Source organism: Methylophilus sp. 42 (assembly GCF_000384155.1).
Lineage (GTDB): Bacteria > Pseudomonadota > Gammaproteobacteria > Burkholderiales > Methylophilaceae > Methylophilus.
Map to the genome: position 1 here is coordinate 2,214,656 of NZ_KB913031.1, position 25,287 is coordinate 2,239,942.

Annotated in this window: 22 protein-coding genes; 19 read left to right on the forward strand and 3 right to left on the reverse strand. The window is 51.8% G+C overall.

The window, feature by feature from the left end; genetic code table 11:
- Window positions 1–440: 440 nt before the first annotated feature.
- Genes nirB through MET42_RS0110520 form a run of 3 tightly spaced genes read left to right on the forward strand, consistent with a single transcriptional unit; the run spans window position 441 to window position 7,598 of the window.
- The gene (gene nirB / locus MET42_RS0110510; RefSeq protein WP_019882918.1) at window positions 441–3,005 is read left to right on the forward strand and encodes a nitrite reductase large subunit NirB; all 2,565 of its coding nucleotides are present in this window, start codon (window positions 441–443) and stop codon (window positions 3,003–3,005) included.
- Window positions 3,006–3,020: 15 nt separating this feature from the next.
- Window positions 3,021–3,404 (forward strand): nitrite reductase small subunit NirD, encoded by a 384-nt coding sequence (gene nirD / locus MET42_RS0110515; protein WP_019882919.1) that lies wholly within the window; start codon window positions 3,021–3,023, stop codon window positions 3,402–3,404.
- Window positions 3,405–3,425: 21 nt separating this feature from the next.
- The gene (locus MET42_RS0110520) at window positions 3,426–7,598 is read left to right on the forward strand and encodes a bifunctional nitrate reductase/sulfite reductase flavoprotein subunit alpha (RefSeq protein ID WP_019882920.1); all 4,173 of its coding nucleotides are present in this window, start codon (window positions 3,426–3,428) and stop codon (window positions 7,596–7,598) included.
- A 50-nt stretch (window positions 7,599–7,648) separates the two neighbouring features.
- Here MET42_RS0110520 and MET42_RS0110525 read toward each other — a convergent pair whose 3' ends face one another.
- Window positions 7,649–8,635, reverse strand: coding sequence for an aldo/keto reductase (locus MET42_RS0110525; RefSeq protein WP_029512407.1), 987 nt, complete (start codon window positions 8,633–8,635; stop codon window positions 7,649–7,651).
- A 26-nt stretch (window positions 8,636–8,661) separates the two neighbouring features.
- Window positions 8,662–9,810, reverse strand: coding sequence for an iron-containing alcohol dehydrogenase (locus MET42_RS0110530; protein WP_029512408.1), 1,149 nt, complete (start codon window positions 9,808–9,810; stop codon window positions 8,662–8,664).
- Between the two features lie 150 nt (window positions 9,811–9,960).
- Between MET42_RS0110530 and MET42_RS0110535 the strand changes: the two genes are divergently transcribed.
- Window positions 9,961–10,896 (forward strand): LysR family transcriptional regulator, encoded by a 936-nt coding sequence (locus MET42_RS0110535; RefSeq protein WP_019882927.1) that lies wholly within the window; start codon window positions 9,961–9,963, stop codon window positions 10,894–10,896.
- Window positions 10,897–10,906: 10 nt separating this feature from the next.
- On the opposite strand, the gene MET42_RS0110540 is transcribed toward MET42_RS0110535, so the two are convergent.
- Window positions 10,907–11,212, reverse strand: a complete 306-nt coding sequence (locus MET42_RS0110540; protein ID WP_019882928.1) for a helix-turn-helix transcriptional regulator — start codon at window positions 11,210–11,212, stop codon at window positions 10,907–10,909.
- 86 nt (window positions 11,213–11,298) lie between these two features.
- Here MET42_RS0110540 and MET42_RS0110545 point away from each other — a divergent pair, with 86 nt between their 5' ends.
- The 15 genes from MET42_RS0110545 (at window position 11,299) to MET42_RS0110615 (ending at window position 25,197) form a co-directional block, all read left to right on the forward strand.
- Window positions 11,299–12,501 carry an MFS transporter gene (locus MET42_RS0110545; RefSeq protein WP_019882929.1) on the forward strand — a complete coding sequence of 401 codons (1,203 nt, stop codon included), beginning with the start codon at window positions 11,299–11,301 and terminating at the stop codon, window positions 12,499–12,501.
- A gap of 30 nt (window positions 12,502–12,531) precedes the next feature.
- Complete coding sequence (locus MET42_RS0110550) at window positions 12,532–13,638, forward strand: NADH:flavin oxidoreductase/NADH oxidase (protein WP_019882930.1); 1,107 nt, start codon at window positions 12,532–12,534, stop codon at window positions 13,636–13,638.
- A 518-nt stretch (window positions 13,639–14,156) separates the two neighbouring features.
- Window positions 14,157–14,321: a Flp family type IVb pilin gene (locus MET42_RS0110555; protein WP_019882931.1), complete on the forward strand. Its 165-nt coding sequence runs from the start codon at window positions 14,157–14,159 to the stop codon at window positions 14,319–14,321.
- Window positions 14,322–14,405: 84 nt separating this feature from the next.
- On the forward strand, window positions 14,406–14,942 hold the full coding sequence (locus MET42_RS0110560; RefSeq protein ID WP_019882932.1) for a prepilin peptidase: 537 nt from the start codon (window positions 14,406–14,408) through the stop codon (window positions 14,940–14,942).
- Window positions 14,943–14,996: 54 nt separating this feature from the next.
- The gene (gene cpaB / locus MET42_RS0110565) at window positions 14,997–15,836 is read left to right on the forward strand and encodes a Flp pilus assembly protein CpaB (RefSeq protein ID WP_019882933.1); all 840 of its coding nucleotides are present in this window, start codon (window positions 14,997–14,999) and stop codon (window positions 15,834–15,836) included.
- Window positions 15,837–15,903: 67 nt separating this feature from the next.
- Window positions 15,904–17,544, forward strand: coding sequence for a type II and III secretion system protein family protein (locus tag MET42_RS0110570; protein ID WP_019882934.1), 1,641 nt, complete (start codon window positions 15,904–15,906; stop codon window positions 17,542–17,544).
- Between the two features lie 9 nt (window positions 17,545–17,553).
- Window positions 17,554–17,853: a hypothetical protein gene (locus MET42_RS0110575; protein ID WP_232411482.1), complete on the forward strand. Its 300-nt coding sequence runs from the start codon at window positions 17,554–17,556 to the stop codon at window positions 17,851–17,853.
- A 49-nt stretch (window positions 17,854–17,902) separates the two neighbouring features.
- Window positions 17,903–19,096, forward strand: a complete 1,194-nt coding sequence (locus MET42_RS0110580; RefSeq protein WP_019882936.1) for a pilus assembly protein TadG-related protein — start codon at window positions 17,903–17,905, stop codon at window positions 19,094–19,096.
- A 2-nt stretch (window positions 19,097–19,098) separates the two neighbouring features.
- Window positions 19,099–19,590 (forward strand): TadE family protein, encoded by a 492-nt coding sequence (locus tag MET42_RS0110585; RefSeq protein ID WP_019882937.1) that lies wholly within the window; start codon window positions 19,099–19,101, stop codon window positions 19,588–19,590.
- Window positions 19,587–20,000 (forward strand): TadE/TadG family type IV pilus assembly protein, encoded by a 414-nt coding sequence (locus tag MET42_RS0110590; protein ID WP_019882939.1) that lies wholly within the window; start codon window positions 19,587–19,589, stop codon window positions 19,998–20,000. The genes MET42_RS0110585 and MET42_RS0110590 overlap by 4 nt, the downstream gene beginning before the upstream one ends.
- Window positions 20,001–20,008: 8 nt before the next feature.
- Window positions 20,009–21,163 carry an AAA family ATPase gene (locus MET42_RS0110595; protein WP_019882940.1) on the forward strand — a complete coding sequence of 385 codons (1,155 nt, stop codon included), beginning with the start codon at window positions 20,009–20,011 and terminating at the stop codon, window positions 21,161–21,163.
- A 14-nt stretch (window positions 21,164–21,177) separates the two neighbouring features.
- Window positions 21,178–22,536: a CpaF family protein gene (locus tag MET42_RS0110600; protein ID WP_019882941.1), complete on the forward strand. Its 1,359-nt coding sequence runs from the start codon at window positions 21,178–21,180 to the stop codon at window positions 22,534–22,536.
- 3 nt (window positions 22,537–22,539) lie between these two features.
- On the forward strand, window positions 22,540–23,520 hold the full coding sequence (locus MET42_RS0110605; protein WP_232411484.1) for a type II secretion system F family protein: 981 nt from the start codon (window positions 22,540–22,542) through the stop codon (window positions 23,518–23,520).
- 13 nt (window positions 23,521–23,533) lie between these two features.
- Complete coding sequence (locus tag MET42_RS0110610; RefSeq protein ID WP_019882943.1) at window positions 23,534–24,466, forward strand: type II secretion system F family protein; 933 nt, start codon at window positions 23,534–23,536, stop codon at window positions 24,464–24,466.
- 20 nt (window positions 24,467–24,486) lie between these two features.
- A complete protein-coding gene (locus tag MET42_RS0110615) occupies window positions 24,487–25,197 on the forward strand; it encodes a tetratricopeptide repeat protein (RefSeq protein ID WP_019882944.1) in 711 nt (236 codons plus the stop codon).
- Window positions 25,198–25,287: the final 90 nt, after the last annotated feature.

A 25,287-nucleotide genomic window follows, 5' to 3' on the forward strand; every position in this document is an offset into this window, starting at 1 on the left:
TAGATCGCCCCTTAAGATCGATTCTGGTGCAATCCCCCTGATATGCATCATTATCGTGCATCATACTTATTCCACCCCACTGCCTTGATCTCTACTGAATGCATAAAACGCAAATCAGGCAAGATATAAACCGCTATATAACAGTCACTTAAAGCATTTCAATCGCTTGCAGTGAAACCTCCCCTGCCTCCTGGCATGCCAATTGCTTATTTGGCAATAAATCTCGTTTATTAACGATGAGTATTTGCAATAAGGGCATTTTCGCAGTCAGGAAATCCCTTTATGGACAACGGCGTCCATAGCTTATTTAAATGCTGCCAAAGGTGGTCGCTAGATAAGCTGTGGGCGCCTTTTTTCGTTTTTAAGTTTAGTAAATCGCAACGCATGCCTATGGAAAAACAACTGCCATCGTCATGCTTGCATCTGATGGGGAACACACGATGAATCAACTTACCCGCGTAGTAGTTGTCGGCAACGGCATGGTGGGACATTATTTTATGCAGGAACTGGTGAAACGCCACCCGGACCTGGCAGCCGCCAACCTGCAAGTCACCGTATTAGGCGAAGAACCACGCCCGGCTTATGATCGTGTGCACCTGTCCAGTTTTTTCTCAGGCAGCACCGCTGAAGATTTATCATTAGTCGAACCTGGCTTTTATGACCGCCCAGGCCTGGAACTGCGCCTGAACGCGCGCGTCAGCCAGATTGACCGCCACCAGCATACCATCACGCTAAGCGATAACACCGTCCTGTCATATGACAAGCTGGTATTGGCAACTGGCTCTTTCCCATTCGTGCCATCTGTCGCTGGCCGTGATCGCGAAAACTGCTTTGTTTACCGCACCATTGAAGACCTGGAGGCCATGACGGCCGCAGGTAAATCCGCCAAGAGTGGCGTGGTGGTCGGCGGCGGCCTGCTCGGTCTGGAATGCGCCAAAGCCTTGCGCGATATGGGCCTGGACACCCACGTGGTGGAATTCGCGCCGCGCCTGATGGCCGTGCAAGTGGATGAGGCTGGCGGCAAAGTGCTGCGCAGCAAGATTGAGGAGCTGGGTGTGCACGTACATACCAGCCGTAATACCACAGCCATTGTGGATGGCGCGACAGCGCGTCACCGCATGGTGTTCTTTGATGAAACCTGGCTGGAAACCGACATGATCGTGTTCTCCGCTGGTATCCGTCCGCGCGACGAACTGGCACGCGACTCCGGGCTGGCCATAGGCGCACGTGGCGGTATCGCCATCGACGACTTCTCCCGCTCCAGCGACCACGATATTTACGCCATCGGCGAATGTGCCAGCTGGAACGATGAAATGTACGGCCTGGTGGCACCAGGCTACGACATGGCCCGCACAGCTTGCGCACATTTGTCAGGTGAAACGACGTCCACCTTCCAGGGCGCGGACATGAGTACCAAACTCAAGCTGATGGGCGTCGATGTGGCCAGCGTCGGTGATGCACACGGCAAAACCCATGACTGCCGCAGCTACCAGTACACAGACGAAGTACGCAATATCTACAAAAAAATCGTCGTCAGCGAAGATGGCAAAAAACTGCTGGGCGCAGTGCTGATCGGCAATGCCGACGAGTACGGTACTTTGCAGCAAATGACCATCAATGAAATGGCATTGCCGGAAAACCCAGAATTCCTGATCCTGCCTGCCAGCGACGGCAAAGAAAAACCAGGCCTGGGTGTAGATGCCTTGCCTGATAGCGCGGTGATGTGTTCATGCAACAACGTCAGCAAAGGTGCCATCGGCGAAGCGGTGGCTGCCGGGAACTGCAGCATAGGTGCCATCAAGGCCTGCACCAAAGCGGGCACTGCCTGCGGCGGTTGCGTGCCGTTAGTGACGCAAGTCATGAAAGCACAGATGGTGAAACTCGGCATGACCGTCAACAACCACTTGTGCGAGCACTTCCCCTATTCGCGCCAGGAGCTTTACCACCTGGTGCGCGTCGGCGAGATCAGGACATTTGCTGATCTGCTGCACAAACATGGCAAAGGCCTGGGTTGCGACATCTGCAAACCAACCGCTGCCAGCATCCTCGCCTCTTGCTGGAACGATTTTATCCTGAAGAAAGACCTGGCTTCGCTGCAAGACTCGAACGACTACTTCCTGGGCAATATCCAGAAAGACGGCAGCTACTCTGTCGTACCACGTATGCCGGGTGGTGAAGTCACCCCTGATGGCCTGATCGCTATCGGCCAGATTGCCAAGAAATACAACTTATATACCAAGGTCACCGGTGGTGCCCGTGTCGATATGTTCGGTGCCCGCGTCGAACAATTACCGAATATCTGGGAAGAGTTGATCGCCGCTGGTTTCGAGTCCGGTCATGCTTATGGTAAATCATTACGTACCGTGAAAAGTTGCGTTGGCTCGACCTGGTGCCGCTATGGTGTGGACGACAGTGTCGGCCTGGCCGTACAACTGGAGAATCGCTACAAAGGCCTGCGCGCACCGCACAAAATCAAGTTCGGTGTCTCGGGTTGTACGCGTGAATGCGCCGAAGCCCAAGGCAAAGATGTGGGTTTAATCGCCACCGAAAATGGCTGGAACCTGTATGTATGCGGTAACGGTGGCATGAAGCCACGTCACGCTGAACTGATCGCCAGCGACCTCAGTAAAGAAGAAGCGATCCGCATGATAGACCGCTTCCTGATGTTCTACATCCGCACCGCTGATCGCCTGCAACGCACCAGCACCTGGCGCGACAACCTGGAAGGTGGCCTGGACTACCTCAGAGACGTGGTGATCAATGATTCCTTGGGCCTGGGCGCCGAACTGGAAGCGCAAATGCAACACGTGGTAGATAACTACCAGGACGAATGGAAAACCGCCGTCAATGACCCTGAAGTGCGCAAACGCTTCCGCAGTTTTGTGAACAGCGTGGCTGGCGACAACAATATTGTCTTCGTCAAGGAACGCGACCAGATGCGCCCGGCGACGGTAGAAGAAAAGAAACAAGCGAAGGTGATTCCTATCCTCGCGACCACAGAGTAATCAACGGAGTACCCCATGAGTCAATTACAACAAGCAGCGTCATTGGATGATGCAATCAATCAAATCCCAGACAATGCAGGCGCGTGGCACCCGGTGTGTGCACTGGAAGACATCTGGCCCAATATGGGCGTATGTGCCTTGGTAGAGGATCGCCAGATCGCGATTTTTCGCCTGCAGGATAACCTGCTGTACGCCATCGACAATCATGACCCGCACAGCGATGCCAACGTGCTGTCACGCGGCATCGTCGGCGACTTAGGCGGCGAGCGTGTCGTCGCCTCACCGATCTACAAACATCACTACCAGTTGCGTACTGGAGTCTGCGTAGAAGATGACAGTGTGTGCCTGAACACCTACGCTGTTGAAGTGCGAGATGGCGCAATCTGGGTGCAGGTCTAGGTTGCATCGGGATCAGGCACGATGGTCACGCAGGTAAAATCAGTCTGCCCCTACTGTGGTGTCGGGTGCGGCATTGTCATGGAGGTCGAAGATCAGGGCGTCACAAAGAATCAGCGCGTGATCAAGGTCTATGGCGACAAGCAGCATCCGACCAACTTTGGCCGCCTGTGCACCAAGGGCAATACCTGCATCCAGGCCATAGCTGAATCTGGTCGGCTGGACTATGCCTATGTACGTCCGGCACGCGGGCAAGAGTCTGTGCGTACCGGCATGGACGAAGCCATCAAGGAAACCGCACGCCGCCTGCGTGCTATTCTGGACGAACATGGCCCGGATGCAATTGCCTTGTATGTCTCCGGCCAGATGTCGATTGAGTCCCAATACCTCGCCAACAAACTGGTGAAGGGTTATCTCGGTAGCAACAACATTGAGTCTAACTCGCGCCTGTGTATGGCTAGCGCAGGCAGTGGCTATAAATTATCGCTGGGTGCAGATGGCCCGCCAGGCTCCTACCAGGACTTTGACCAGACCGACCTGTTCTTCGTCATTGGCGCCAATATGGCCGATTGCCACCCGATTTTATTCCTGCGCATGATGGATAGAGTCAAAGCCGGTGCCAAATTGATCGTGGTTGATCCGCGCCGCAACACCACCGCAGATAAAGCAAGTTTGTTTATGCAGATCAAGCCCGGCACTGATCTCGCTTTACTCAATGGTTTATTGCACTTGCTGGTCAAAAACGGCCACACCGATACCGCATTTATTGCCGAGTTTACCGAAGGCTGGGAGGTCATGCCTGACTTTCTCGAAGCCTACTCGCCAGAAAAAGTGGCCGAAATCACAGGCATTAATGAATACGCTATCCGCCAGACAGCTGAGTGGATAGGCAGCAGCAAAAACTGGATCAGTTGCTGGACCATGGGCCTCAACCAAAGCACCCATGGCACCTGGAACACCAATGCCATTTGTAACCTGCACCTGGCGACCGGCGCGATTTGCCGCCCAGGCAGCGGCCCGTTCTCACTGACCGGGCAACCGAATGCCATGGGTGGGCGTGAAATGGGCTATATGGGTCCTGGGCTACCTGGCCAGCGCTCAGTCTTAGTCGAGCAGGATAGACAATTCATCGAACAGCTGTGGAAAGTGCCGGAAGGCACACTGCATACGCGCCTGGGTGGCGGCACCGTCGCCATGTTTGAGCAAATGATGGCCGGCGACATCAAAGCCTGCTGGGTGATTTGTACCAACCCGGTCGCTAGCATGGCCAACCGCAAAAACGTCATCGCCGGACTGGAAAAGGCCGAGCTGGTGATTGCTCAGGATGCGTTCCTCGATACTGAAACCAATCGCTATGCCGATATTTTGCTGCCGGGTGCCTTGTGGGCCGAAGCAGAAGGCGTGATGATTAACTCAGAACGCAATATGACGCTGATGCAGCATGCGGTGAATCCGCCAGGTGAAGCCATGGCAGATTGGCAGATCATTGCCAAAGTGGCTTGCGAAATGGGCTTTAGTGACGGCTTCAGCTACCAGTCAGCCGCTGAAGTATTTGCGGAAATCACCCAGGCCTCTAACCTGAAAACCGGTTATGACATCCGCGGTGTCAGCCATGAAAAATTACGCCAGCAATCACTGCAATGGCCATGCGCGCCAGACAGCACAGAAGATCGCCATCCGATTCGCTATCTTAATAATGGCATCAGCCAGAAACTGACCATCCGCGAAGACGGTAGCCAGCCGCGTATTGCCTTTGCAACTGCCAGTGGCAAAGGCGTGTTTTTTGCCCGTCCACACATGGATCCGGCAGAGTTGCCCGATCCGGACTATCCATTTGTGCTGAACACCGGTCGCCTGCAGCACCAATGGCACACCATGACCAAAACCGGCAAGATTCCTACCTTAAACAAACTCAACCCGGGCCCATTTGTAGAGCTGCATCCAGAAGACGCAGCCGCGCTGGGCATACAAGATAAAGACGCCGTCGAAATTCGCTCTCGGCGTGGCCGTGCAGTATTACCTGCTGTGGTGACGCATCGCGTGCGTGCTGGCAACTGCTTTGCGCCTTTTCACTGGAACGATGTATTCGGCGACGACCTGACCATCAATGCCGTCACCAGTGATGCGATAGATGCCATCTCACAACAACCCGAATTCAAATTCTGCGCCGTGGCGATGACACGTGTCGCCACGGTGCAGCCGCCTGCGGAAGAAGATGCGCTCATCACAATCACCGACGCAGCTGACTCGGTCAAGAATCACAAGGAACTCCCTATGAAAGATATCGACGCTTTAGCCAGGTTGCTGGGGCTTGATAAGCAACCGGACATTATTCTGGATGCGCACGAACAACTCTATTTGCAAGGCTTTATCACCGGCTTGCGTACCGAAGAGTCGCGCCAGCTGGGTGGCGTACCCATGCTACCAGAAGGCGCCCCGCTGGCGCCGGCCAAACATGTGCTGATCAACGGCATCCTGGCGGGGCTGTTTGCACGTAGCTGGCTGCCTGACAACAGCAACCTGCCTACAGGCCTGCCGGATTTTTCGACCACACCAGCCGCCCCACCGGTGATGATTCTGTGGGCCTCACAAACCGGTAATGCTGAAGGCTTTGCCGAAAAATGTGCTGAGCGTATCAACGCCAGCGGGCTGCAAGCCACAGTAAAACAACTGGACAGCATAACGGTGGCAGACCTGGCCACGAGCAGCCAGGTGCTCCTGCTCACCAGTACGTTTGGCGATGGTGACCCGCCTGATAACGGCAGCCATTTCTGGAACGCCCTTCAGGCGGATACCGCGCCCAAGCTGGAAAAAACCCGTTTTTCCGTACTGGCATTCGGTGACTCCAATTATGACCAGTTCTGTGGCTTTGGCCGCAAGCTTGATGCACGCCTGGAAACCTTGGGCGCGCAGCGCCTGACACCACGTATAGATTGTGAGCCGGACTTTGAGCAAGCCGCCAACGAATGGCTGGGCAAAGTGGTTTCCGCTTTGGCTAATCATGCCGCCAGCGTGACGCAACCCGCCATGGCGCTGGCAGGCGATACCGATGAAGCACTTGCAGAAACGGCGGTGGCAACGTCCTCAGGCTATACGCGCCAGCAGCCGCTGCAAGCCCCATTGATCATCAACCAGCGACTGAATGCCCAAGGTGCAGAGAAAGAGATCCGCCAGTTTGGTTTTGACCTCAGCAATAGCGGCTTCAGTTACGAAGCAGGGGATGCCCTCGGCGTCTGGCCGACCAACTGCCCGGAACTGGTGGGCGACATGCTGAGTGCGCTCAAATTGTCACCCTCTACTATGGTGACCGTGAAAGATCACGGCGAAGTGGCGTTGGTAGATGCCCTCTCACACCACTATGAGATTGCCCGCATCACCGCTGACATACTCAAATTTGTGCAAGAACGCAGTCACAGTGCCGCACTAGCAGCACTAATGGCCGATGACAAAGCACTCAAAGACTGGCTGTGGGGCAAACAGATCATAGACTTGCTGCTGGCGTATCCGATCAAGGTCGAGGCGAGCGAATGGCTCAGCGTCTTAAAACGCCTGCAACCACGCCTTTACTCTATTTCGTCCAGTCCGAAGACCTATCCCAACCAGGTACACCTGACGGTTTCTACCGTGCGTTACGGTAAAGATAAGGCGCGTGGCGGAGTGTGTTCAACTTTTATGGCCGACCGTGCTGGCGAAATCAGCGTGCCTATTTTTCTGCAACGCTCGACCCACTTCCGCCCGCCAAAAAATCCGGATGCACCGTTGATTATGGTCGGCCCAGGCACCGGCATTGCGCCATTTATCGCCTTTTTACAGGAACGCCAGGCCACAGGCGCGCAAGGTAAAAACTGGCTGTTCTTTGGTGAACAGCACGCCGCTTCAGATTTTTACTATCGTGAAGAACTGACAGTCTTACAAGAGGCCAAAGTCTTGCATCGTTTAGATACGGCCTTCTCGAGAGACCAGTCAGAAAAGATCTACGTGCAACAGCGCATGCTGGAACAAGGTGAAATGTTATGGCAATGGCTGCAAGCAGGCGCGCATTTCTGCGTCTGTGGCGATGCCAGCCGCATGGCAAAAGATGTCGATGCCGCCTTGAAAACGATTATCCAGACGCATGGCAAGATGAGTGCCGAAGCGGCTGCAGACTACGTATCAAAGATGGCACAGGACAAACGCTATGTGCGGGACGTGTATTAAACGCCCCGCTTACAGGACTGCGCCAACGCAGTATTGCCATGTATAAAAGACTACCGCCCGACTAACTTTTGCAAATGCTCCGGATAACGCTCGCCTTTAAACTGCATGGCAGAGACCACTTCATTGATTCTTTGCAGTTCATCGCCACTCAACTCGACATCGACTGAACCAATATTCTCATTCAGTCGATGTGTTTTAGTAGTGCCGGGAATCGGCACTATCCAGGGCTTTTGCGCCAACAACCAGGCCAGGGCAATCTGCGCAGGGGTGACATTTTTCAATTCGGCCAGATAAGACAGCAACTCAACCACCAAAATATTAGCTTTGCGATTTTCCTTTGAGAATCGCGGCACCACATTGCGGAAATCACCCTCGCTAAACTGGGTACGTTCATTGATTTTTCCGGTGAGAAATCCTTTCCCCAACGGACTAAAAGGCACAAAACCAATTCCCAGTTCCTCCAGGGTCGGCATAATCTCCTTTTCCGGTTCGCGCCAGAATAAGGAGTACTCACTCTGCAAGGCAGCAACCGGCTGTACGGCATGCGCCCGACGTATGGTATTCACGCCCGCCTCAGACAGGCCAAAATGTTTCACTTTACCTTGCTGAATCAAGTCTTTCACCGCCCCTGCAACCTCCTCAATCGGCACTGTGTCATCCACCCGATGCTGATAAAACAAATCAATCGCATCGATCTTGAGACGTTTTAAAGAGGCTTCAGCCACTTTCCTGATGGTTTCCGGGCGGCTATCCAATCCCACTTGTTTGCCATCTTCAATTTTGAAACCAAATTTGGTGGCGATGACTACCTCATTTTTAAATGGCGCCAGCGCCTCGCCAACCAGCTCTTCATTGTCAAAAGGACCATATACCTCGGCAGTATCAAAAAAGTTAACACCTTTTCTGTAAGCCGCCCGGATCAACGCAATGCCGTCTTTCTTATCGACAGCGGCGCCGTATCCAAAACTCAGGCCCATACAACCTAAACCTAGCGCGGAGACTTCCAGGCCACTATTTCCTAATGTACGTGTTTGCATGTTGTACCTTTCTTATTCGTCAGTAATTAAAGTGCATTTTTCAAGATGGTGGTCGCCACGTCTTTGGTGTAAATATCGGCGAGACCAAACCACTTAGCATTGGTGAGTACGATGTCTATAGTGGCTGGCAAGTGGGCCTCGGTAATGCCCAGTTGTGCTAAGCGTGTTGGCGTACCGATTTTGTTAAACCAGTTTTCCAGCGCAGCAATCCCTTGCTCGGCGGTTTTTAAACCAAAGATATTTTGCGCAAAGCGTTCAAACTGCAAAGGATTGCGGTCCTGGTACCACTTCATCCAGGCTGGTATCACCACAGACAGCCCAGCGCCATGCGGCACATTGAACAAGGCAGACAGTGCATGCTCAATCATGTGGTTGGGATAACTGTAACCAGCCGTCCCGGAATAAATCAAACCATTCAGCGCCTGTGTCGATGCCCAGGCAAACTCTGCCCTGGCTGCATAGTTATCCGGATTCACCAGCAGAATTTCCGTGTTTTCAATCACGGTATTGATGATGGCCTCGACCAACCGCGAGTGAAACCGGGGCTGGTCGACAGCAGTAAAATAACCCTCAATTGCGTGCGCAATAATGTCTGCAGCAGAGTACACCAGGTAATCGCGCGACACCGTTTTCATGAGTGCAGGATTTACGATAGACACTTTGGGGAACGTTAGGGGTGATTGAATCGCAAATTTTTCTTTGGTGTCTTCATTGGTGATAACGGCACCATTATTCATTTCACTGCCAGTGGCCGCCAGCGTCAGAATATCAAACACGGGCAACGCGCTATCAATGCTGGCTTTGCCGATAAACAAATCCCAAACGTCGCCTGTATAAGGCACACCCGCGGCGATCGCTTTGGCACTATCCAGCACTGAACCGCCACCCACACTTAAAATGGCATCGACCTGATGCAGGCGCGCCAGGCTGATCGCTTCACGTACTTTAGAGATGATGGGGTTGCTGACAATACCACCACACAGCACAAATTGAATGTTCTTCTCGGCCAGGCTTTTGGTCACCACATCAAACAAGCCATCACGTTTGATACGGTCACTGCCATAACAGAGCAATACTTTTTTGACCCTGGCTTCGGCCAGGTGCTGACCAATCAGGGACTCTTTACCGACACCAAACTCGACTTTGGTTGGATTGTAATAAGTAAAATGATCCACGCGCGTTCCTTTCATCTATCCATGTGATGAGTCGCACTTTACGCGCCGGATATGCATTAAACTAGCGCATTATTAGTTTAATTATTTACAACTAAATAATGTAAATAGCAGAAAGAACAATGCCTTATGGCCCTGGATACCTTACGATCAATGACTACCTTTGTGCGGACTGTCGAACTAGGAAGTCTCAGTAAAGCGGCCGCTGCGCAGCAGATTACCCCGCAGGCAGCCAGTAAGGCCCTAGGCCAGCTGGAGGCACACCTTGGTGTCAGGCTGTTTCATCGCACCACACGTAGCATGTCACTCACCGAAGAAGGACAACGGCTATATGAATCGGCAAAACCCTCATTAATCGGGTTGGAACAGGCGCTGGAATCCACACGCCAAACCAGGGAAGGACTCGCAGGCCCGTTGCGTATCGTCGGACCGCGTACGGTTTTATTATCGGTACTTGGCCCGGTGTTAGATGAATACTCTCGCTTGTATCCCGAAGTGCAACCCGACATACAGCTGGATGACCGCATCGGCAATTGGGTCGACGATCGCGTCGATGTCGGATTTCGCCTGGGCAACCCGCCGCAAGATGGCTTGGTCATGCGCAGGCTTTTTCCCATGCAACTCGCCATCTGTGCAGCGCCAAGCTACCTGCGAAAATACGGCATTCCGCATACGCTCAGCCAATTGGAAACGCATCGTTGCAGCGCATTTCGCCGCCCTAGCGATGGTCGCGTGGTTCCCTGGCACGTGAAGGTCGGCGAAAATATCATTGAGCAACATGTACGCCCCGCCTTTTGCACCAATGATGAAGGCTTCGAACTCAGGGCTGTGTTGGCCGGTGAAGTGATTGGTCAACTGGCCGTCCCCACGGCTGCAAGCTATATTCGCCAAGGGCGCCTGGTGCCCTTGTTACTGGAACATATCGTGGATAACCTGGGCTTGTATATTTATTACGGTAGCCGTACTGCGCAACCGGCACGGGTACGCTGCTTTATTGATCTGGTGATTGAAAGACTGGCAAACAGTCAAGAATTTGTATTGAGCAATGAAGCGCTACTAAAAGCGCATGCTCATCTCCTTGAGCATTAATTTGTGGCAATTAAGCAAGTGCGCGCAGCACCGATTGCAGCACGCCAGGAAACTTCTGCTCAATCTCCGCTACCCTGAGCGCATTCATATGCTCAGTGCCTTCAATCAGGGTTTCCACCAGCCCGGCGGCGCGCAGAATCTTGAAATGATGCGACATGCTGGATTTGGGACGATTCAAGTCGAGTTCACCACAGGTCAGTTTACGGCCTGCATTGGCCAGTCGGCCGACAATCTCCAGGCGTGTCGGGTCTGACAGCGCATACATAATGTCTGTGAGCTCCACCTGATCCATATTGGGATGTTTAATTTGCCGCATATGTAAAATTTATCACAACGCTTGATATTATTCTATAGTTCGATTATATTCGAACTATAGAATTTAATAAAAGTGTTTAAGCTGCAATGAAAAAAGAACCATCTTCACAAGGCATCCCCCTCGCCTTATATGCCCTGATGGCCGGTGCTTTTGGCATCGGCACCACTGAATTTGTCATTATGGGCTTATTGCCAGAAGTCAGCCGCGACCTGCACGTCAGCATCCCGATGGCTGGTTTATTGATCAGCGGCTATGCACTGGGCGTGGCCGTGGGCGCGCCTATCATGTCTATCATGATGGCCAAGTTTTCGCGCAAAAGCTCGTTGCTATGGCTCATGGCCATTTTCACGCTGGGTAATTTAATCTGCGCGGTAGCGCCTGACTACACCACCCTCATGATCGCGCGCGTGGTGACTTCGTTTGCACATGGTACTTTTTTTGGCATAGGCGCGGTGGTCGCCACCAGCCTGGTGCCTAAAGACAAGCGCGCACTGGCGATTGCATTAATGTTTACCGGCCTGACGGTCGCCAATGTCATTGGCGTGCCTGCGGGGACCTGGTTAGGCCAGATGCTGGGCTGGCGATCCACCTTTTGGGCGGTGACCATGATAGGCCCGGTTGCGCTGGCCGCGCTCTACTGGCTGGTGCCCAGTGATCATCATGCGGAAAAAGTGAATGTTCGCGCTGAAGTAAACACCTTATTACAACCGCAAGTAATTGCCGGATTGCTGCTGACCATTATTGTAGATACGGGCCTGTTCGCTGTGCTCACCTACGTCGCGCCAATACTGACCGATGTCGCGCACTTTTCACCCGCCGCCATTTCACCGGTATTTTTACTGTTTGGTGTGGGCATGGTCGTCGGCAATATCATCGGCGCCAAACTCGCCGATATCCACCTGGATAAAACCCTGATAGGGGCATTGATGTTCATCATTGCCATCCTGGTCTCGTTCTCCTTCTTTGCCCATCAGCAAATAGCAGTCGTCGCGCTGGTCGGACTGCTCGGCATTGCCGGTTTTGCTGCGGTGCCTTCATTACAGATCAAAATTCTGGAAAAGGCCAGCGGCGCACCGACCCTGGCCTCGGCCATGAATATTGGTGCATTCAATATAGGCAATGCCGCAGGCGCATGGGTAGGTGGATTGGTGATTACGCCTGGCCTGGGCCTGACCGCTATTGGCTGGATTGCCGGTTGCATCGTATGCGTAGGGCTGGCATTGGCAATCATAGAAATGCAGCTCCTTTCAAATAACGCCAACTCAACACTGGCATCTGTCGACAATTAATCAATAGGAAAACTTAGTAAAAGGATCATCATGGCCGATTTATTTTCTAGCTATCAATTAAAAGACGTCACCCTCAGAAACCGCATTGCGATTCCGCCTATGTGCCAATATATGGCAGAAGACGGCGTTGCCAATGACTGGCACAAAGCCCATTACGCCACGCTGGCACGCGGTGGCAGCGGACTGGTAATTGTCGAAGCCACCGGCGTCGCGCCAGAAGGCCGCATCACCCCTGGCTGCCTGGGATTATGGAACGATACGCAAACAGCTCAACTACGTGAAATTGCCGCCTCTATCAAGGCAGCCGGCGCAGTCCCCGGCATCCAGATTGCCCATGCCGGGCGTAAAGCCAGTGCCAACAAACCGTGGGAAGGCGATGACCATATCGCAGAGAATGACCCGCGCGCCTGGCAAACCATTGCGCCATCTGCCATTGCCTTTGGGGGTGATTTGCCACGTGTGCCCAACGCCATGTCGATTGATGACATCCAGCGCGTCAAACAGGATTTTGTCGCTACGGCAAAACGTGCGCTTGATGCAGGTTTCGAATGGCTGGAAATCCACTTTGCCCACGGCTACCTGGGACAAAGTTTTACCTCTGCACACTCTAACCAGCGTACCGATGCTTATGGCGGCAGCTTTGAAAACCGCTCGCGTTTTACCATCGAAACGCTGGAGGCCATCCGCGCAGTGTGGCCGGAAAACCTGCCACTCACCGCCAGGTTCGGCGTCATTGAATATGATGGCAAAGATGAAGAAACCCTGAGTGAATCGATTCAGCTGGTCAAAGCCTGGCGTGAACGCGGGCTGGATATGCTGAGCGTCAGTGTCGGTTTCACCATTCCGGAAACCAATATCCCCTGGGGCCCTGCGTTTTTAGGTCCGATTGCACAACGCGTGCGCAATGAAGCAGGCATCCCGGTTTCATCCGCCTGGGGCTTCGGCGCACCATCATTGGCAGATAACGCGATCCGCAAACAAGAATTGGACTTAGCCATGATAGGCCGCGCGCATCTGGAAAACCCGCACTGGCCCTATTTCGCCGCCAAGCAATTGGGTAAAGACGATGCCGCCTGGGTATTGCCTGCGCCTTATGCACATTGGCTAGCCAGATATAGAAGCCCGACACTAGACTAAGCTTGCCCGGCGGGAAGCGGCACTGACCGTGTCGCCGCCTGCCAGGCCTGGCTCTTGAGCAAACATTCACTTAACCGATGTATTACTTGAATAATGCATCGTCATTAGCCGCGCAAAAATTGTATTTAAGTCGCTACTATTGCGATACAGCATCCCCTCACATGCCTGAGAATAAGCTGCATTTTTCGCGCGACGCTTGACCGCCATATGTCATGCCCCCCCGACCGCCGTTAATGAAAATCATTATCACAATTTAATGGCATCAACAATTACATTTACGCCAAACATGGTAAATGTTAGTTAAATACCAAGTGTTTTAATGGGTATCTATTGCTTTTAATTTTGCAAGTTAGATACTGTAATTATTGTATTTTCGTTAATAGTTACCTAGGTAATTATTTTCACGATAGCCCAAACGGGTACTTGGAAACCTAAAAACAATACGTAAAATACAGTCATGAAATACGCAATTAAACTTGTATTTCATGTGACAAAAAATATCTTTTCGGGAGATGATGATGAGCGCAATCGTTAAATTTATGAAGGATGAAGATGGCGTTGTCGCCATCGAGTATGTCATTATTGCTGCGGCACTGGTCGGTGTATTGGCTGCCGTTTTTTCTGGGATGGGTACCACTCTGACCACCAAGCTACAGGCCATTGTGAACGGTATCACCACCTAGAAACAATGTAGCGTATCGGGTTCAGCCTATGATATCCATTAAAACCTCTTACCCCAACGGTGAGAGGTTTTTTTGTTTCTGAACATGACGACTTACGCAGCACTTGGATTATGGTTACTGGCCGGGGTATTGATCTACGCCTGTTACACCGACCTTAGATTTCGCAAAGTGTATAACACACTGATTGTATTTGGCCTGATAAGCAGCTTGGGATTGTGGCTATTAAATGCCAGCGGGCCAGGCGGTGTGCAATGGTTACAAGGCGTGGGCTTAGCGTTCATGTGTTTTATGCCACTTTATTTACTGAAAGGCATGGCAGCAGGCGATGTCAAGCTGGCCATGGTGGTCGGTGGCATTTTAGGTTCGGCGGCATGGATGCCAGTTGCGGTGTGTATCTATCTAGTTGGTGGAGTATTGGCGATGGGAGTGGTGTTAATGCAAAAACGGGGCATGCAACTCATCAGAAATGTGAATGCAATCCTGTTTTTCAAGTTACACCATACGCATATCCAGCTAGGTATGGAGGATGGGACAGATGGCATCAACAGTGTAGGCAGAATGCCTTATGCACTGGCGATTGCGATAGGTACTTTGATGGGGGTGTACACACAACATATGTAGTCTGGCATTCGTGACCATTTCATTTGCAAGTTTTTTTCGAAAAAGAGAATAAAAATGAATATGCGTGCAATGACGATGCTGTTGTTTGCCTTGTTAGCAGCGATTGGAGCGGTCGTAGCGGCTTCCAAATGGTTGCAAACACGTTCGATGCAAACTGAAAAAGTAGTGGTGATGGTCAGCCCACTCAATATGGGTGAAAAAATCAATGTGGGCATGCTGAAACGCATCGATTGGCCCAAAACCAGTTTACCCGAGGGCTTCTTTGGCGAGGTCGAAAAGCTTGATGGTCGGGTGGTCAAATATAGCCTGCAAAATGGCGAGCCCGTGCTGGAATCCAAACTGGCGCCGGTTGGCTCTAAAGGCGGCTTATCTGCCGTGATTGCCGAAGGCAAGCGCGCAATCACTGTCAAAGTCAACGAAGTGGTGGGCGTGGCTGGTTTCGCGCTACCAGGCAATTACGTTGACATGATCGTCAATACCAATCAGGCCGAACGCAACGGCGACGAAGACAATATTTCCAAGATCGTCCTCAAGCACATCCTCGTGCTGGCCGTGGGCGATGACGTCAATGCCAATGCCGACAAACCAAAAGTCGTCAATGCCGTCACCCTCGAAGTCACCCCGGAGCAGGCAGAAATGATTGACCTGGCACGCAGTGTCGGCAACCTCTCCCTGGTATTACGCAATCAGGCCGACCCCGGCGACGTCGCCACCCAGGGTATCACCAAAGAAGCCTTGTTATCGCTTGTTCCTAAAAATACAGGACCGGTGATGCCAGTAATCAGCAAACCCAAGGCGAAAAAAATGATTGTTGCGGCAGCGGCGCCAATAGTGGTGACTAAGAAATGTACCAAGGTATTCACAGGGACGACTGAGTCACTTGAGTGTTTTTAACTCAAAAAGTAAGTGAACAATAACTCAAACAATATTGAAAACCTTAGGTTTTCAGAGGGGGTCGATCATGGATTTCTTCTCATTGAAGAGAACGCATATCGCATTTGATCACAAGTCAAAATATGCGTTGAAGTTGTCTCTCCTGGCCGCGGCGTTCATCACTGCCACGTTGCCTTCCCTGTTGATTTCTGCTGAAAAAACCAAAGCGGCAGTCATTGAAACCAATGATTACATTGGCAATGGCGATGCCAACTGTGACGGCGAGATTGACCATCCCACCACCATGCACCTGCCGCTGGGCAAGTCTACCTTAATGAGTCTGCCGGAGCCGCTGGCGACGCGCAGTGTGGGTGATGCGAGTGTGCTGCAAACCAAGCTGGTGTCATTAAAAACCCTGTATCTGCTTGGGGTGAATATAGGTACGACCAATATGATCATCAAAGGCAAGAGTGGCAAATGTACCTTTGTCGATGTGGTCGTCAATATGGATGCAGAAGGATTGCTGCAAACATTATCAGAACTGCTGCCAGAGGAAAAAAACATCAAGGTCACTGCCGCCGCAGATTCGCTCATCGTCTGGGGCTCGGTGGAGGATGCGCTGACGGCCAACCGGGTGATTGATATTGCACAGACCTTTGTCAGAAGAAGAACCATGCCGGTATTTGCCAGTGGCGACAACGCACAGATGCAAATGCAGATGCAGATGCAACAACAGCAACAATCACAGCAGCAGCTGAATAATCCGCTACTACAAGAGTTTGTAAACCCCCGCATTGTGAACATGCTCACGGTCTCAGCCCAGCAACAGGTCATGCTGGAGGTGAAAGTGGCCGAGGTGTCTAAAACCCTGCTGGATAAACTGGGCGCCAGTATCGCCCTCAGTAAAACCTCTGGCAGTTGGACTTACACCCTGTTGGGTAATTTCCTGTCGACATCGGGCAGCGCCACTGGCGGCTCGATTGGCGGCTTTAAGTCAGCCAACAAAAATTTCACTCTGGATGCTGAAAAACGCGATGGCTTAATCAAAGTGCTGGCTGAGCCAACCATCATGGCCATTAGCGGCCAGGAAGGTAGCTTTCTGGCAGGTGGCCGCATTTTCATCCCGGTGGCGCAAAATGCCGGCGCGGGCAACACCATCACACTGGAAGAAAAAGAGTTTGGTGTAGGCGTGAAATTCACCCCTACCGTACTGGCAGGCGGACGCATCAATTTACGCGTGGCGCCAGAAGTCTCTGAGCTTAACCGGGAAGGCATAGGCGTGACCGCTACCGGGTTTAGTGGCACCGCTATTTTACCGGCCTTTACTACCAGAAAAGCCTCGACCACTGTGCAACTGTTTGACGGACAAAGCTTCGCCATTGGCGGTTTAATCAAAAACAATACCACAGCCAATATCAAGGCTTTCCCGATTCTGGGGGAAATTCCGATCATTGGCGCGTTATTCAGAAGCTCGGACTTTCAGAACGATAAAACCGAACTGGTATTTGTAGTGACACCGCACCTGGTGAAACCGGTGAACCCGGCAGACATTGACCTGCCTACCGGCCGCCATACAGACCCCAGCCGTAAAGAGTTTTTCCTGGGCGGCAAACTGGAAGGTAAACCGGACGGAGATGCGCCAGCCAAGACCAACGCTGACGAAAAACAACCTGCAAAAAAAACTGATGAACCAAGCGCAGACAATGCGACTGGATACGATCTTAAATAGGATGCCAAAATGAAACCGCTAAATCTATATATGTTGTTGGGGGTGGCCGTCGGTGTGTCAGCATGTCAAAGCACCATGCCACGATATGAACGCGAGTTTGGTGAAAGCGTCCGCAATACCTTGCAGGCGCAGATCATACACCCGGCTGCTGCCAATAATCCGGACCCTGTCAATGGGCTGGATGGCCGTGCCGCGCGTGACTCGATTAATAGTTACCAGAAGTCGTTCTCCAAACCGGTGCCGCAACCCAGTGTATTTAATTTCGGGGTAGGTGGCACGGGGTCGAATAACGGCACAGGCAACCAGTAGGCGTACCCAGGCAGCGTATCCGCATCATTGCCTGCCTATGGAGATCGATATGTTAATGACCAGACATTGCAAACAAAGTAAGCAGTCAGGTTCGATTGCGCTCATGGTATTGCTGTTTTTACCATTGCTGCTGGTAATGGGTGGCCTGGGCGCGGATTTAGGCAAACTATATGTGACTAAATCCGAACTGCAAAATGCAGCGGACGCCTGTGCGCTGGCTGGCGCGGCACAGTTTGATGGCTTGAGCAATGAGCAAACCAGGGCCTCCGCTGCCGGGCTGACCGTGGCGCAGAATAACCGTGCCTATTTTCAGAAAAATGCGATTGCCACTGGCGAGGTAACCATCACCTTTCCGAGTACATCCAATGGCGTCAATGGCAAATACCTGCGCTGCAGCATTACGCGCAGCGGTATCAGCAACTGGATTACGCCACTATTGAACCGCATAGGCGGCAGTGTGAATGCCGCTGAATCAGTCACGGCAGTAGCCACCGCCACCACCCTGCCCTCACAAACGGCCTGTGCGATTCCGATCGGCATTTGCCAGCCGGATGTGGCAGGCAAAAATCCCGGAGACTGGCTGGCGGGCTTGGCTTCGCCGAATAACGGTAATAAAGATACCACGCTGTCCGGCCATTTCCGCTGGGTGGACTTTACCAGTGGCGGTGGCGGTGCCAATGAACTGGCGGATACGCTAAGTGGCCAACAGTCTACCGACTGTTCGGTAAAAGCATCCGCAGATCAATATATCGGCACGCCTGGGTACAAAGCCTCTTTGCGGGATGATTTCAATACCCGCTTTGGTATTAAGAAAAAAAATACAGCCTCTTCCGGATATTTTCCGGATACCAGCGGCAAGGGCTATTACAACCCGGCCCAAACCAATCGTTATGCAGCTGATTTTTCACCAAACGCTGTGCCGAACAATACGCCCTACAGTGATATTTCGGGAATATCAATCAGCAACGCGTTTGCCTATATGCCAAGCACAGATCTGAAAGCCTACGGCACTAACCGGCGGGTTGCCATCGCACCTGTGGTCGATTGCACCACCATGAAGCTCAAGTCATTTGTCTGTATCTTTTTGCTACACCCGATGCCGACCACCAGTGGGGCCAATTTCAATATGTATCTTGAGTACCTGGGCAATGCCAGCACTTCTGTCACGCCTTGCAGCAAATCTGGCGGCCTGGTGGGCGGGGGTTCAGTGCTGGGGCCAAAAGTGGCTGCCTTGGTGGAGTGATCATGAACAATCGCACAACACATTCCGGAATCGCAGCCATCGAGTTGGCAGTGGTGCTGCCTTTCCTGATTATTGTCATGCTGGCCGGTGTAGACCTGGCAAAAACCATGTTCCAGTATAACGAGCTGGTCAAAAATGTGCGTGACGCGGGCAAATACCTGGCCGGACATACGCGGCCGATGAATTGCGCCTCTACCACCGACCCCGAGGTCCTGGCTTACAAAACAGTCATCACCGAGAGCAAAAACCTGGCCGTCTGTGGTTCGCTCACCAGCTGTTCAAAAGCCTCGGTCTCGGGGCTATCCACCAGCAAAGTGCAAGTGCAATACCTGATGGTCGGCAGCGTGACCATGGTCAAAGTGGGCATTAACAGCATGAGTCTTTCTTATATCACCAAGCTGTTTTCCGGCTCACTGGCGCTGGGCAATATCTCCAGCACTTTTTATCAACCACAACTGGATACAGTCAGTACGAGCTGTAATCAATTGACATGAACACACGCAAATCACAACAAGGGGTCTATGCCATCGAGTTTGTACTGGTCTCGGGATTTCTGTTTCTGCTGCTGTTTTCGATTGTCGAACTGGGCAAGGTGCTGCACTACTACGATGCGGCCTCGCAGGCTACGCGCGCGGCCGCCCGCTTAGGCACGGTCTGTGCCCAGAATAGCAATGCCATCAAAATACAAGTCACCAGCCGCCTGCCCTTTGTCAGCAATAGCAATGTAGTCGTGACCTATTTGCCTGGCGGATGCACGGTGGCCGATTGCAAGACCATTACCGTGGCCCTGAGCCAGGCCGTTTATACCTCGGCAGTGTTTGGTTTTAACGTGACCATGCCCAGTTTTACCACCACGCTCCCCAGAGAAAGCCTGGATAGTCAATATAACGCTAAGTGTAGTTAGGTGTTGATATGAAAATACTAATAATAAGTGAAAACAACCAAGTCATTCAAAGCCTGTCTGCCTTCCAGACGCTTTACCAGCGGGGTTTTGAATGTGTTGCCTATCACACCAATCTGGTGAGCGCCAACCAGAAAATCGCCACCGAGCGGCCCGACGTGCTGATGATTGATGTCAGCCAGTCAGATGTCGCCGAGTTTGACCTGATTGAGCGCTACAAAACACAATACAGCCAGATGACCTTCATGTTGTTATCTGAGGAGGTCACCTCAGAAATGCTACTCAAAGGGATTCGGGCCGGTTTTTCTGAAGTGCTGGCACTGCCACTGTCGGAGCAAAGCCTGATTGCAGCGCTGGAGCGCTATATGGCCAGGTCACGCGCCACACGGGGCGTCTCAACCAAAGTCATCAGCGTGATCTCCTGCAAAGGCGGTGCCGGCGCGACTTTCGTAGCGACAAATCTGGCTTACGTCATAGCCGAATATACCAACAAGCGCGTCTTGCTGATTGATGCCAACCCCTATTTTGGTGACGCCTGCATGTATTTGTCAGATGAACAAGCCAGCGCTTCACTGGCCGAACTTTGCCAGCAAATTCACCGGCTGGATTATGCCTTTCTTGATTCCTCACTGATTGAAATCACGCCACGCCTGAAAGTGCTGGCAGCATCGGACAATCCTTCACATGCCTCAGATGTCAAACCTGAGCATCTGGAAAAGATCATTGAGGTAGCGGGTAATTATTACGATTTGATCATCCTGGATTTGGGCCGCCACATTGATGCATTGACGGTCAAGGCGATGGACCTGAGCCATCAAATACTGCCAGTGGTGCAGTTAGTGCTGCCCTATATCCGCGATGCCAATTATTTGTACCGGATTTTCAGCTCCCTGGGCTACGCCAAGGAAAAAATCTATTTCCTGGTCAACCGCTACGACAAGAATGACAAGTTAAAAATTTCAGATTTTGAGCAAGCGCTGGGCTTAAAAGTCAGTGATACCTTGCCCAACGAATATGCCCTGGTGAATCACTGCATTAATCAGGGCGAGGCCGTTTACAAACTGAATCCAAAATCAGACATGGCAAAAAAACTTAAACAACTGGCTGAAAAATTCACTGGTGAAAAAGTGGCCTGTGCCGGATTTTTTTCTAACCTTTTTAAATAGCCGGAGGCTGCATCATGTCCCTTCGTGAAAAATTGCAATCTACCAATAGCAGCTTTAACACTCACCATCATTCGCTGGTTGAGGGCGGCCAGGATGCCAGCGGATACTCTGCGCTGAAAAGGCAGATACATACCCAGATTCTCGATCGCATCAACCTGGAAAAACTGGCGACCTTATCGGATGAGCAAATTAAAAAACAGATCAATGAACTGGTCAGCGTCATCGTCGACGAACAAAGTATCGCCCTCAACACGGCTGAAAGAGGTTCACTGGCCAGGGATATTCAATATGAAATGTTTGGCCTGGGGCCATTGGAGCCGCTGCTGAGCGACCCGGCAATCTCGGACATCCTGGTCAATGGCTACAATCAGGTCTACATAGAACGCAAAGGCATGCTGGAATTAACGCAGGTGCAATTCCAGGATAACCAGCACTTGCTCAACATCATTGAACGCATTGTCAGCCAGGTCGGCAGACGGGTCGATGAATCCAGCCCGATGGTGGATGCCCGCCTTGCTGACGGCTCGCGAGTAAACGCCATTATCCCGCCGCTGGCGCTGGATGGCCCAGTGATGTCGATTCGCCGCTTTTCGGTGAGCCCGCTGCTGACCGACGATCTGATCAAGCTCAAAACCATGACGCCACAAATGGCGAACTTGATCAGCGCCTTCTCAAAATCCAAAATGAATGCGGTGATTTCGGGTGGTACCGGCAGCGGCAAAACCACCATGCTGAATCTGGTTTCCGGCTTTATCCCCAAAGAAGAACGTATTGTCACCATTGAGGACGCCGCCGAATTAAGAATGCAACAACCGCACGTGGTGAGGCTGGAAACCCGGCCGCCCAATATTGAAAACAAGGGCGAAGTGACGCAAACCGCCCTGGTACGCAATGCCTTGCGCATGCGGCCAGACCGGATCATTTTGGGCGAAGTGCGCGGTGCCGAAGCGCTGGATATGTTGCAGGCAATGAATACCGGCCATGAAGGCTCGTTTGCCACTATCCATGCCAACAGCCCGCGCGATGCCCTGGCCAGGATGGAAAACATGGTGGGCATGGCAGGTGCCAATTTAACCTTGCTGGCGACCCGGCAACAAATCGCGGCCGCGATCAATGTGATTATCCAGGTCTCCCGCCTGGTGGATGGCACCCGCAAAATCGTCAGTATCCAGGAAATCACCGGCATGGAAGGTGAAACGATTGCCATGCAGGAGATTTATGGCTTCAGGCAAACCGGCGTCGATGAACAAGGCAAAGTCAGGGGCTATTTTTATGCCACCGGCGTTGTCCCTACCTTTATGCAACGGCTTAAATCCTATGGGGCTGCACTGTTAGAGTCCGACTTTGACCCGACAGTCAGGTACGAGGTGTAGCATATGAAAATCAATACACAACTTATGTTATTTGCAGTGCTTGGCTTCTTCGCCTGTTTTCTATTTTTTGAAGCGATTCTGCTGGTATGGAAAGAAAAACATAGCGCAGAAGCCAGAAAGCTTGCCAGCCGCCTCAAAGGCGTCGCCAGCGACAATGTTTACCGCCATGAAATCAGCATCTTGCGTAGCCGCATTCAAGACAGCCAAAGCCAACTGATCAAAATGATAGGCTGGTTCTTTGATATCCGGGAGCTGGATATCCTGTTGATGCAATCCGGCAAGCTATGGTCAGTCGAGCAGTTTACTCGTTATATTTTCCTGTTCTTTGTGTCAGGCTTTTTAATCGGCCTGCTGCTTGGCGTTAACTGGATGTGGTGCACACTATTGGGTGCCGGGGCGAGCTTGCTACCTTTAATGCATATCTACATAGAGCGCAGCAAACGACTCAAACAGGTTGAGCAACAATTGCCGGATGCCATCGACTCCATGGCGCGCTCGCTGAAAGCGGGCCACTCCTTCCAAAGCGCCTTCAAGATTGTCAGTGACGAGTTCGCCGAACCACTGGCCGGAGAATTCCGCATATCCCTTGAGGAAACCAATCTTGGTGTGCCACTAAGCGAGGCGATGTTAAACCTCAGTCGGCGCGTACCCATTACCGACCTCAAGTTTTTTGTGATTGCCATTCTGATTCAGCGCGAATCAGGCGGCAACCTTGCCCATGTATTGACCTCTATGAGCAAGATTATCCGTGACCGATTCCAGTTAATGCGTGACATCGACACACTCAGTGCCGAAGGCAGGACCTCGGCCTGGGTCATGTGGCTGATGCCGGTGATGATTGTGCCGTTAATGAGTGCTATTACGCCTTATTACGCCAAGCTCTTATTCGGCACAGAAGTGGGACTGACATTATTGAAAATCGGTTTTGTCTTGATGATATTTGCAGGCTTATGTATGCGCAAGATTATTCAAATCAAAGTGTGATTGGCGGTCTATCATGAACGAAATCATTGTTTACATCTGTGTCTTCGTTGCAGTTTTTGCCCTGGCAATGTTTATGTTTTCGCTGTTCTCGCATGACAAATATGCGCGAAGGTTAAAGTCGCTACAAACCACGCAACAAAGCGCGCAACTCAAATCAGACGCGGATGAGGAGTTCGCCTTTAAAGTGGTCAAACTGGTCGAGCCGTTTGCCAAACTCACCTTGCCTAAAGATGGTTGGGAAACTTCGCCGCTCAAAGTGCAGTTCTTGCAGGCCGGCTGGCGCGGCGAATATGCGCCAAGTTTGTTCTTCGGCATCAAGACCATACTGACTTTTGCCATCCCACTCTTGTTTTACCTGCTGTTTAAAGAGCAACTGTCACGTGACAACTCACTCAGCCTGGCCGTCATCCTGTTTTCAGGCGCGGCCATGGGCTTGGTGCTGCCAAAAATATACCTGGATTTTGTCATCAGCCAGCGCAAAGAAGAGATTCTAGGCGCGTTTCCAGATGCGCTGGACTTACTGGTGATCTGTATGGATGCAGGCCTCAGTTTTGATCAGGCACTCACTCGCGTATCACATGAAATCAAAATCAAATCAAACATCCTGCACGATGAAATGGAGCTGATTTTGCTAGAAGTACGCTCCGGTAAAAGCCGAGAGCGCGCACTCAGGCACTTTGTCCTGCGCGTCGGCATTGAAGATATCAACAGTTTTGCCTCCATGATTATTCAGGCCGAGCGTTATGGCACCAGTGTCAGTGAGTCACTCAAGGTCAGCTCTGAAGAGTTGCGCTTAAAAAGAAAGCAACGCGCAGAAGAAAGAGCGGCAAAGATTCCAGTAAAGTTACTGTTCCCTGTAGCTTTCTTTATGCTGCCAACCTTGCTTTTTATTCTGGCGGGTCCCGCAATCATGGAAATATTCAGCGCGATCCATCTTGGCCCCTAGCATGTAAGGAGGAAGCTGCTATGCATTTAACCTATATAGTGATTTTCTCTTCACTGCTGGCACTGGGATGCACCCACCAGATCCGTGATGAAAAACAGGCCTCGTTCCAAATCAAGCCCACGACAAATATCGAACTGGTCTCTGCCAGCTCAGCCGCTGACTACGACCAGATAGGCTTGAATTACGAACGACTCAACAATACCGAGATGGCGGTGGTCGCCTATCAAAAAGCGTTGCACCTGGAGCCGCAACATATTGCCAGCCTGCAACACCTGAGTGCCTTGCTCATGCGCCACAATCGCACCGACGAAGCGATTGCAGCGCTGGAACAACTGGTCAGCGTTGAGCCCAGCGCCAAAAATTATAACAACCTCGGCTTTGCCTATATGCAGAAACAGGATTATGCCCATGCAGAAAAGGCCCTGCATGACGCAATCGCTGTGGATGGTCAGTACCTCAAAGCCCAAAATAACCTGGCGTTATTAGAAATGTCGGTGGCCGCCGGTAAAAATGAGCCGCAGGTCATCGCACAAGCGTCTGCCGCCAACCAACCGCCACCAGCCACCTTGCAGCAGAAAGGTAAATATTTATACGGTCTGGCATATCAAAGCAGCCAGCCCGCTGCACCAGCAGATGAAGTGGTCATCGTCGATGCGCAACCAGCCAAAAAGCAAGGGTCTGGTGCGTTAAGTGCAATATTGAAATTTCTCTCGCTGGCGCTACTACTCTGATCGTTTGTAGCCAAACGCGTGAATGTACATCGTTTTGCAGTAGGTTGTGATTGGTATCACAAATATCACTCGCAGCCCCAAGACGCTGCA

Bases quoted from the DNA above. Each gene is read 5' to 3' on its own strand.
- MET42_RS0110575 (WP_232411482.1), top strand. From the start codon at position 17,554: ATGAAACCGCTAAATCTATATATGTTGTTGGGGGTGGCCGTCGGTGTG.
- MET42_RS0110585 (WP_019882937.1), top strand. From the start codon at position 19,099: ATGAACAATCGCACAACACATTCCGGAATCGCAGCCATCGAGTTGGCA.
- MET42_RS0110545 (WP_019882929.1), top strand. From the start codon at position 11,299: ATGAAAAAAGAACCATCTTCACAAGGCATCCCCCTCGCCTTATATGCC.
- MET42_RS0110555 (WP_019882931.1), top strand. From the start codon at position 14,157: ATGAGCGCAATCGTTAAATTTATGAAGGATGAAGATGGCGTTGTCGCC.
- MET42_RS0110610 (WP_019882943.1), top strand. From the start codon at position 23,534: ATGAACGAAATCATTGTTTACATCTGTGTCTTCGTTGCAGTTTTTGCC.
- MET42_RS0110550 (WP_019882930.1), top strand. From the start codon at position 12,532: ATGGCCGATTTATTTTCTAGCTATCAATTAAAAGACGTCACCCTCAGA.
- nirB (WP_019882918.1), top strand. From the start codon at position 441: ATGAATCAACTTACCCGCGTAGTAGTTGTCGGCAACGGCATGGTGGGA.
- MET42_RS0110600 (WP_019882941.1), top strand. From the start codon at position 21,178: ATGTCCCTTCGTGAAAAATTGCAATCTACCAATAGCAGCTTTAACACT.
- MET42_RS0110560 (WP_019882932.1), top strand. From the start codon at position 14,406: ATGACGACTTACGCAGCACTTGGATTATGGTTACTGGCCGGGGTATTG.
- MET42_RS0110570 (WP_019882934.1), top strand. From the start codon at position 15,904: ATGGATTTCTTCTCATTGAAGAGAACGCATATCGCATTTGATCACAAG.
- cpaB (WP_019882933.1), top strand. From the start codon at position 14,997: ATGAATATGCGTGCAATGACGATGCTGTTGTTTGCCTTGTTAGCAGCG.
- MET42_RS0110605 (WP_232411484.1), top strand. From the start codon at position 22,540: ATGAAAATCAATACACAACTTATGTTATTTGCAGTGCTTGGCTTCTTC.
- MET42_RS0110540 (WP_019882928.1), bottom strand. From the start codon at position 11,212: ATGCGGCAAATTAAACATCCCAATATGGATCAGGTGGAGCTCACAGAC.
- nirD (WP_019882919.1), top strand. From the start codon at position 3,021: ATGAGTCAATTACAACAAGCAGCGTCATTGGATGATGCAATCAATCAA.
- MET42_RS0110590 (WP_019882939.1), top strand. From the start codon at position 19,587: ATGAACACACGCAAATCACAACAAGGGGTCTATGCCATCGAGTTTGTA.
- MET42_RS0110580 (WP_019882936.1), top strand. From the start codon at position 17,903: ATGTTAATGACCAGACATTGCAAACAAAGTAAGCAGTCAGGTTCGATT.
- MET42_RS0110595 (WP_019882940.1), top strand. From the start codon at position 20,009: ATGAAAATACTAATAATAAGTGAAAACAACCAAGTCATTCAAAGCCTG.
- MET42_RS0110615 (WP_019882944.1), top strand. From the start codon at position 24,487: ATGCATTTAACCTATATAGTGATTTTCTCTTCACTGCTGGCACTGGGA.
- MET42_RS0110525 (WP_029512407.1), bottom strand. From the start codon at position 8,635: ATGCAAACACGTACATTAGGAAATAGTGGCCTGGAAGTCTCCGCGCTA.
- MET42_RS0110535 (WP_019882927.1), top strand. From the start codon at position 9,961: ATGACTACCTTTGTGCGGACTGTCGAACTAGGAAGTCTCAGTAAAGCG.
- MET42_RS0110520 (WP_019882920.1), top strand. From the start codon at position 3,426: ATGGTCACGCAGGTAAAATCAGTCTGCCCCTACTGTGGTGTCGGGTGC.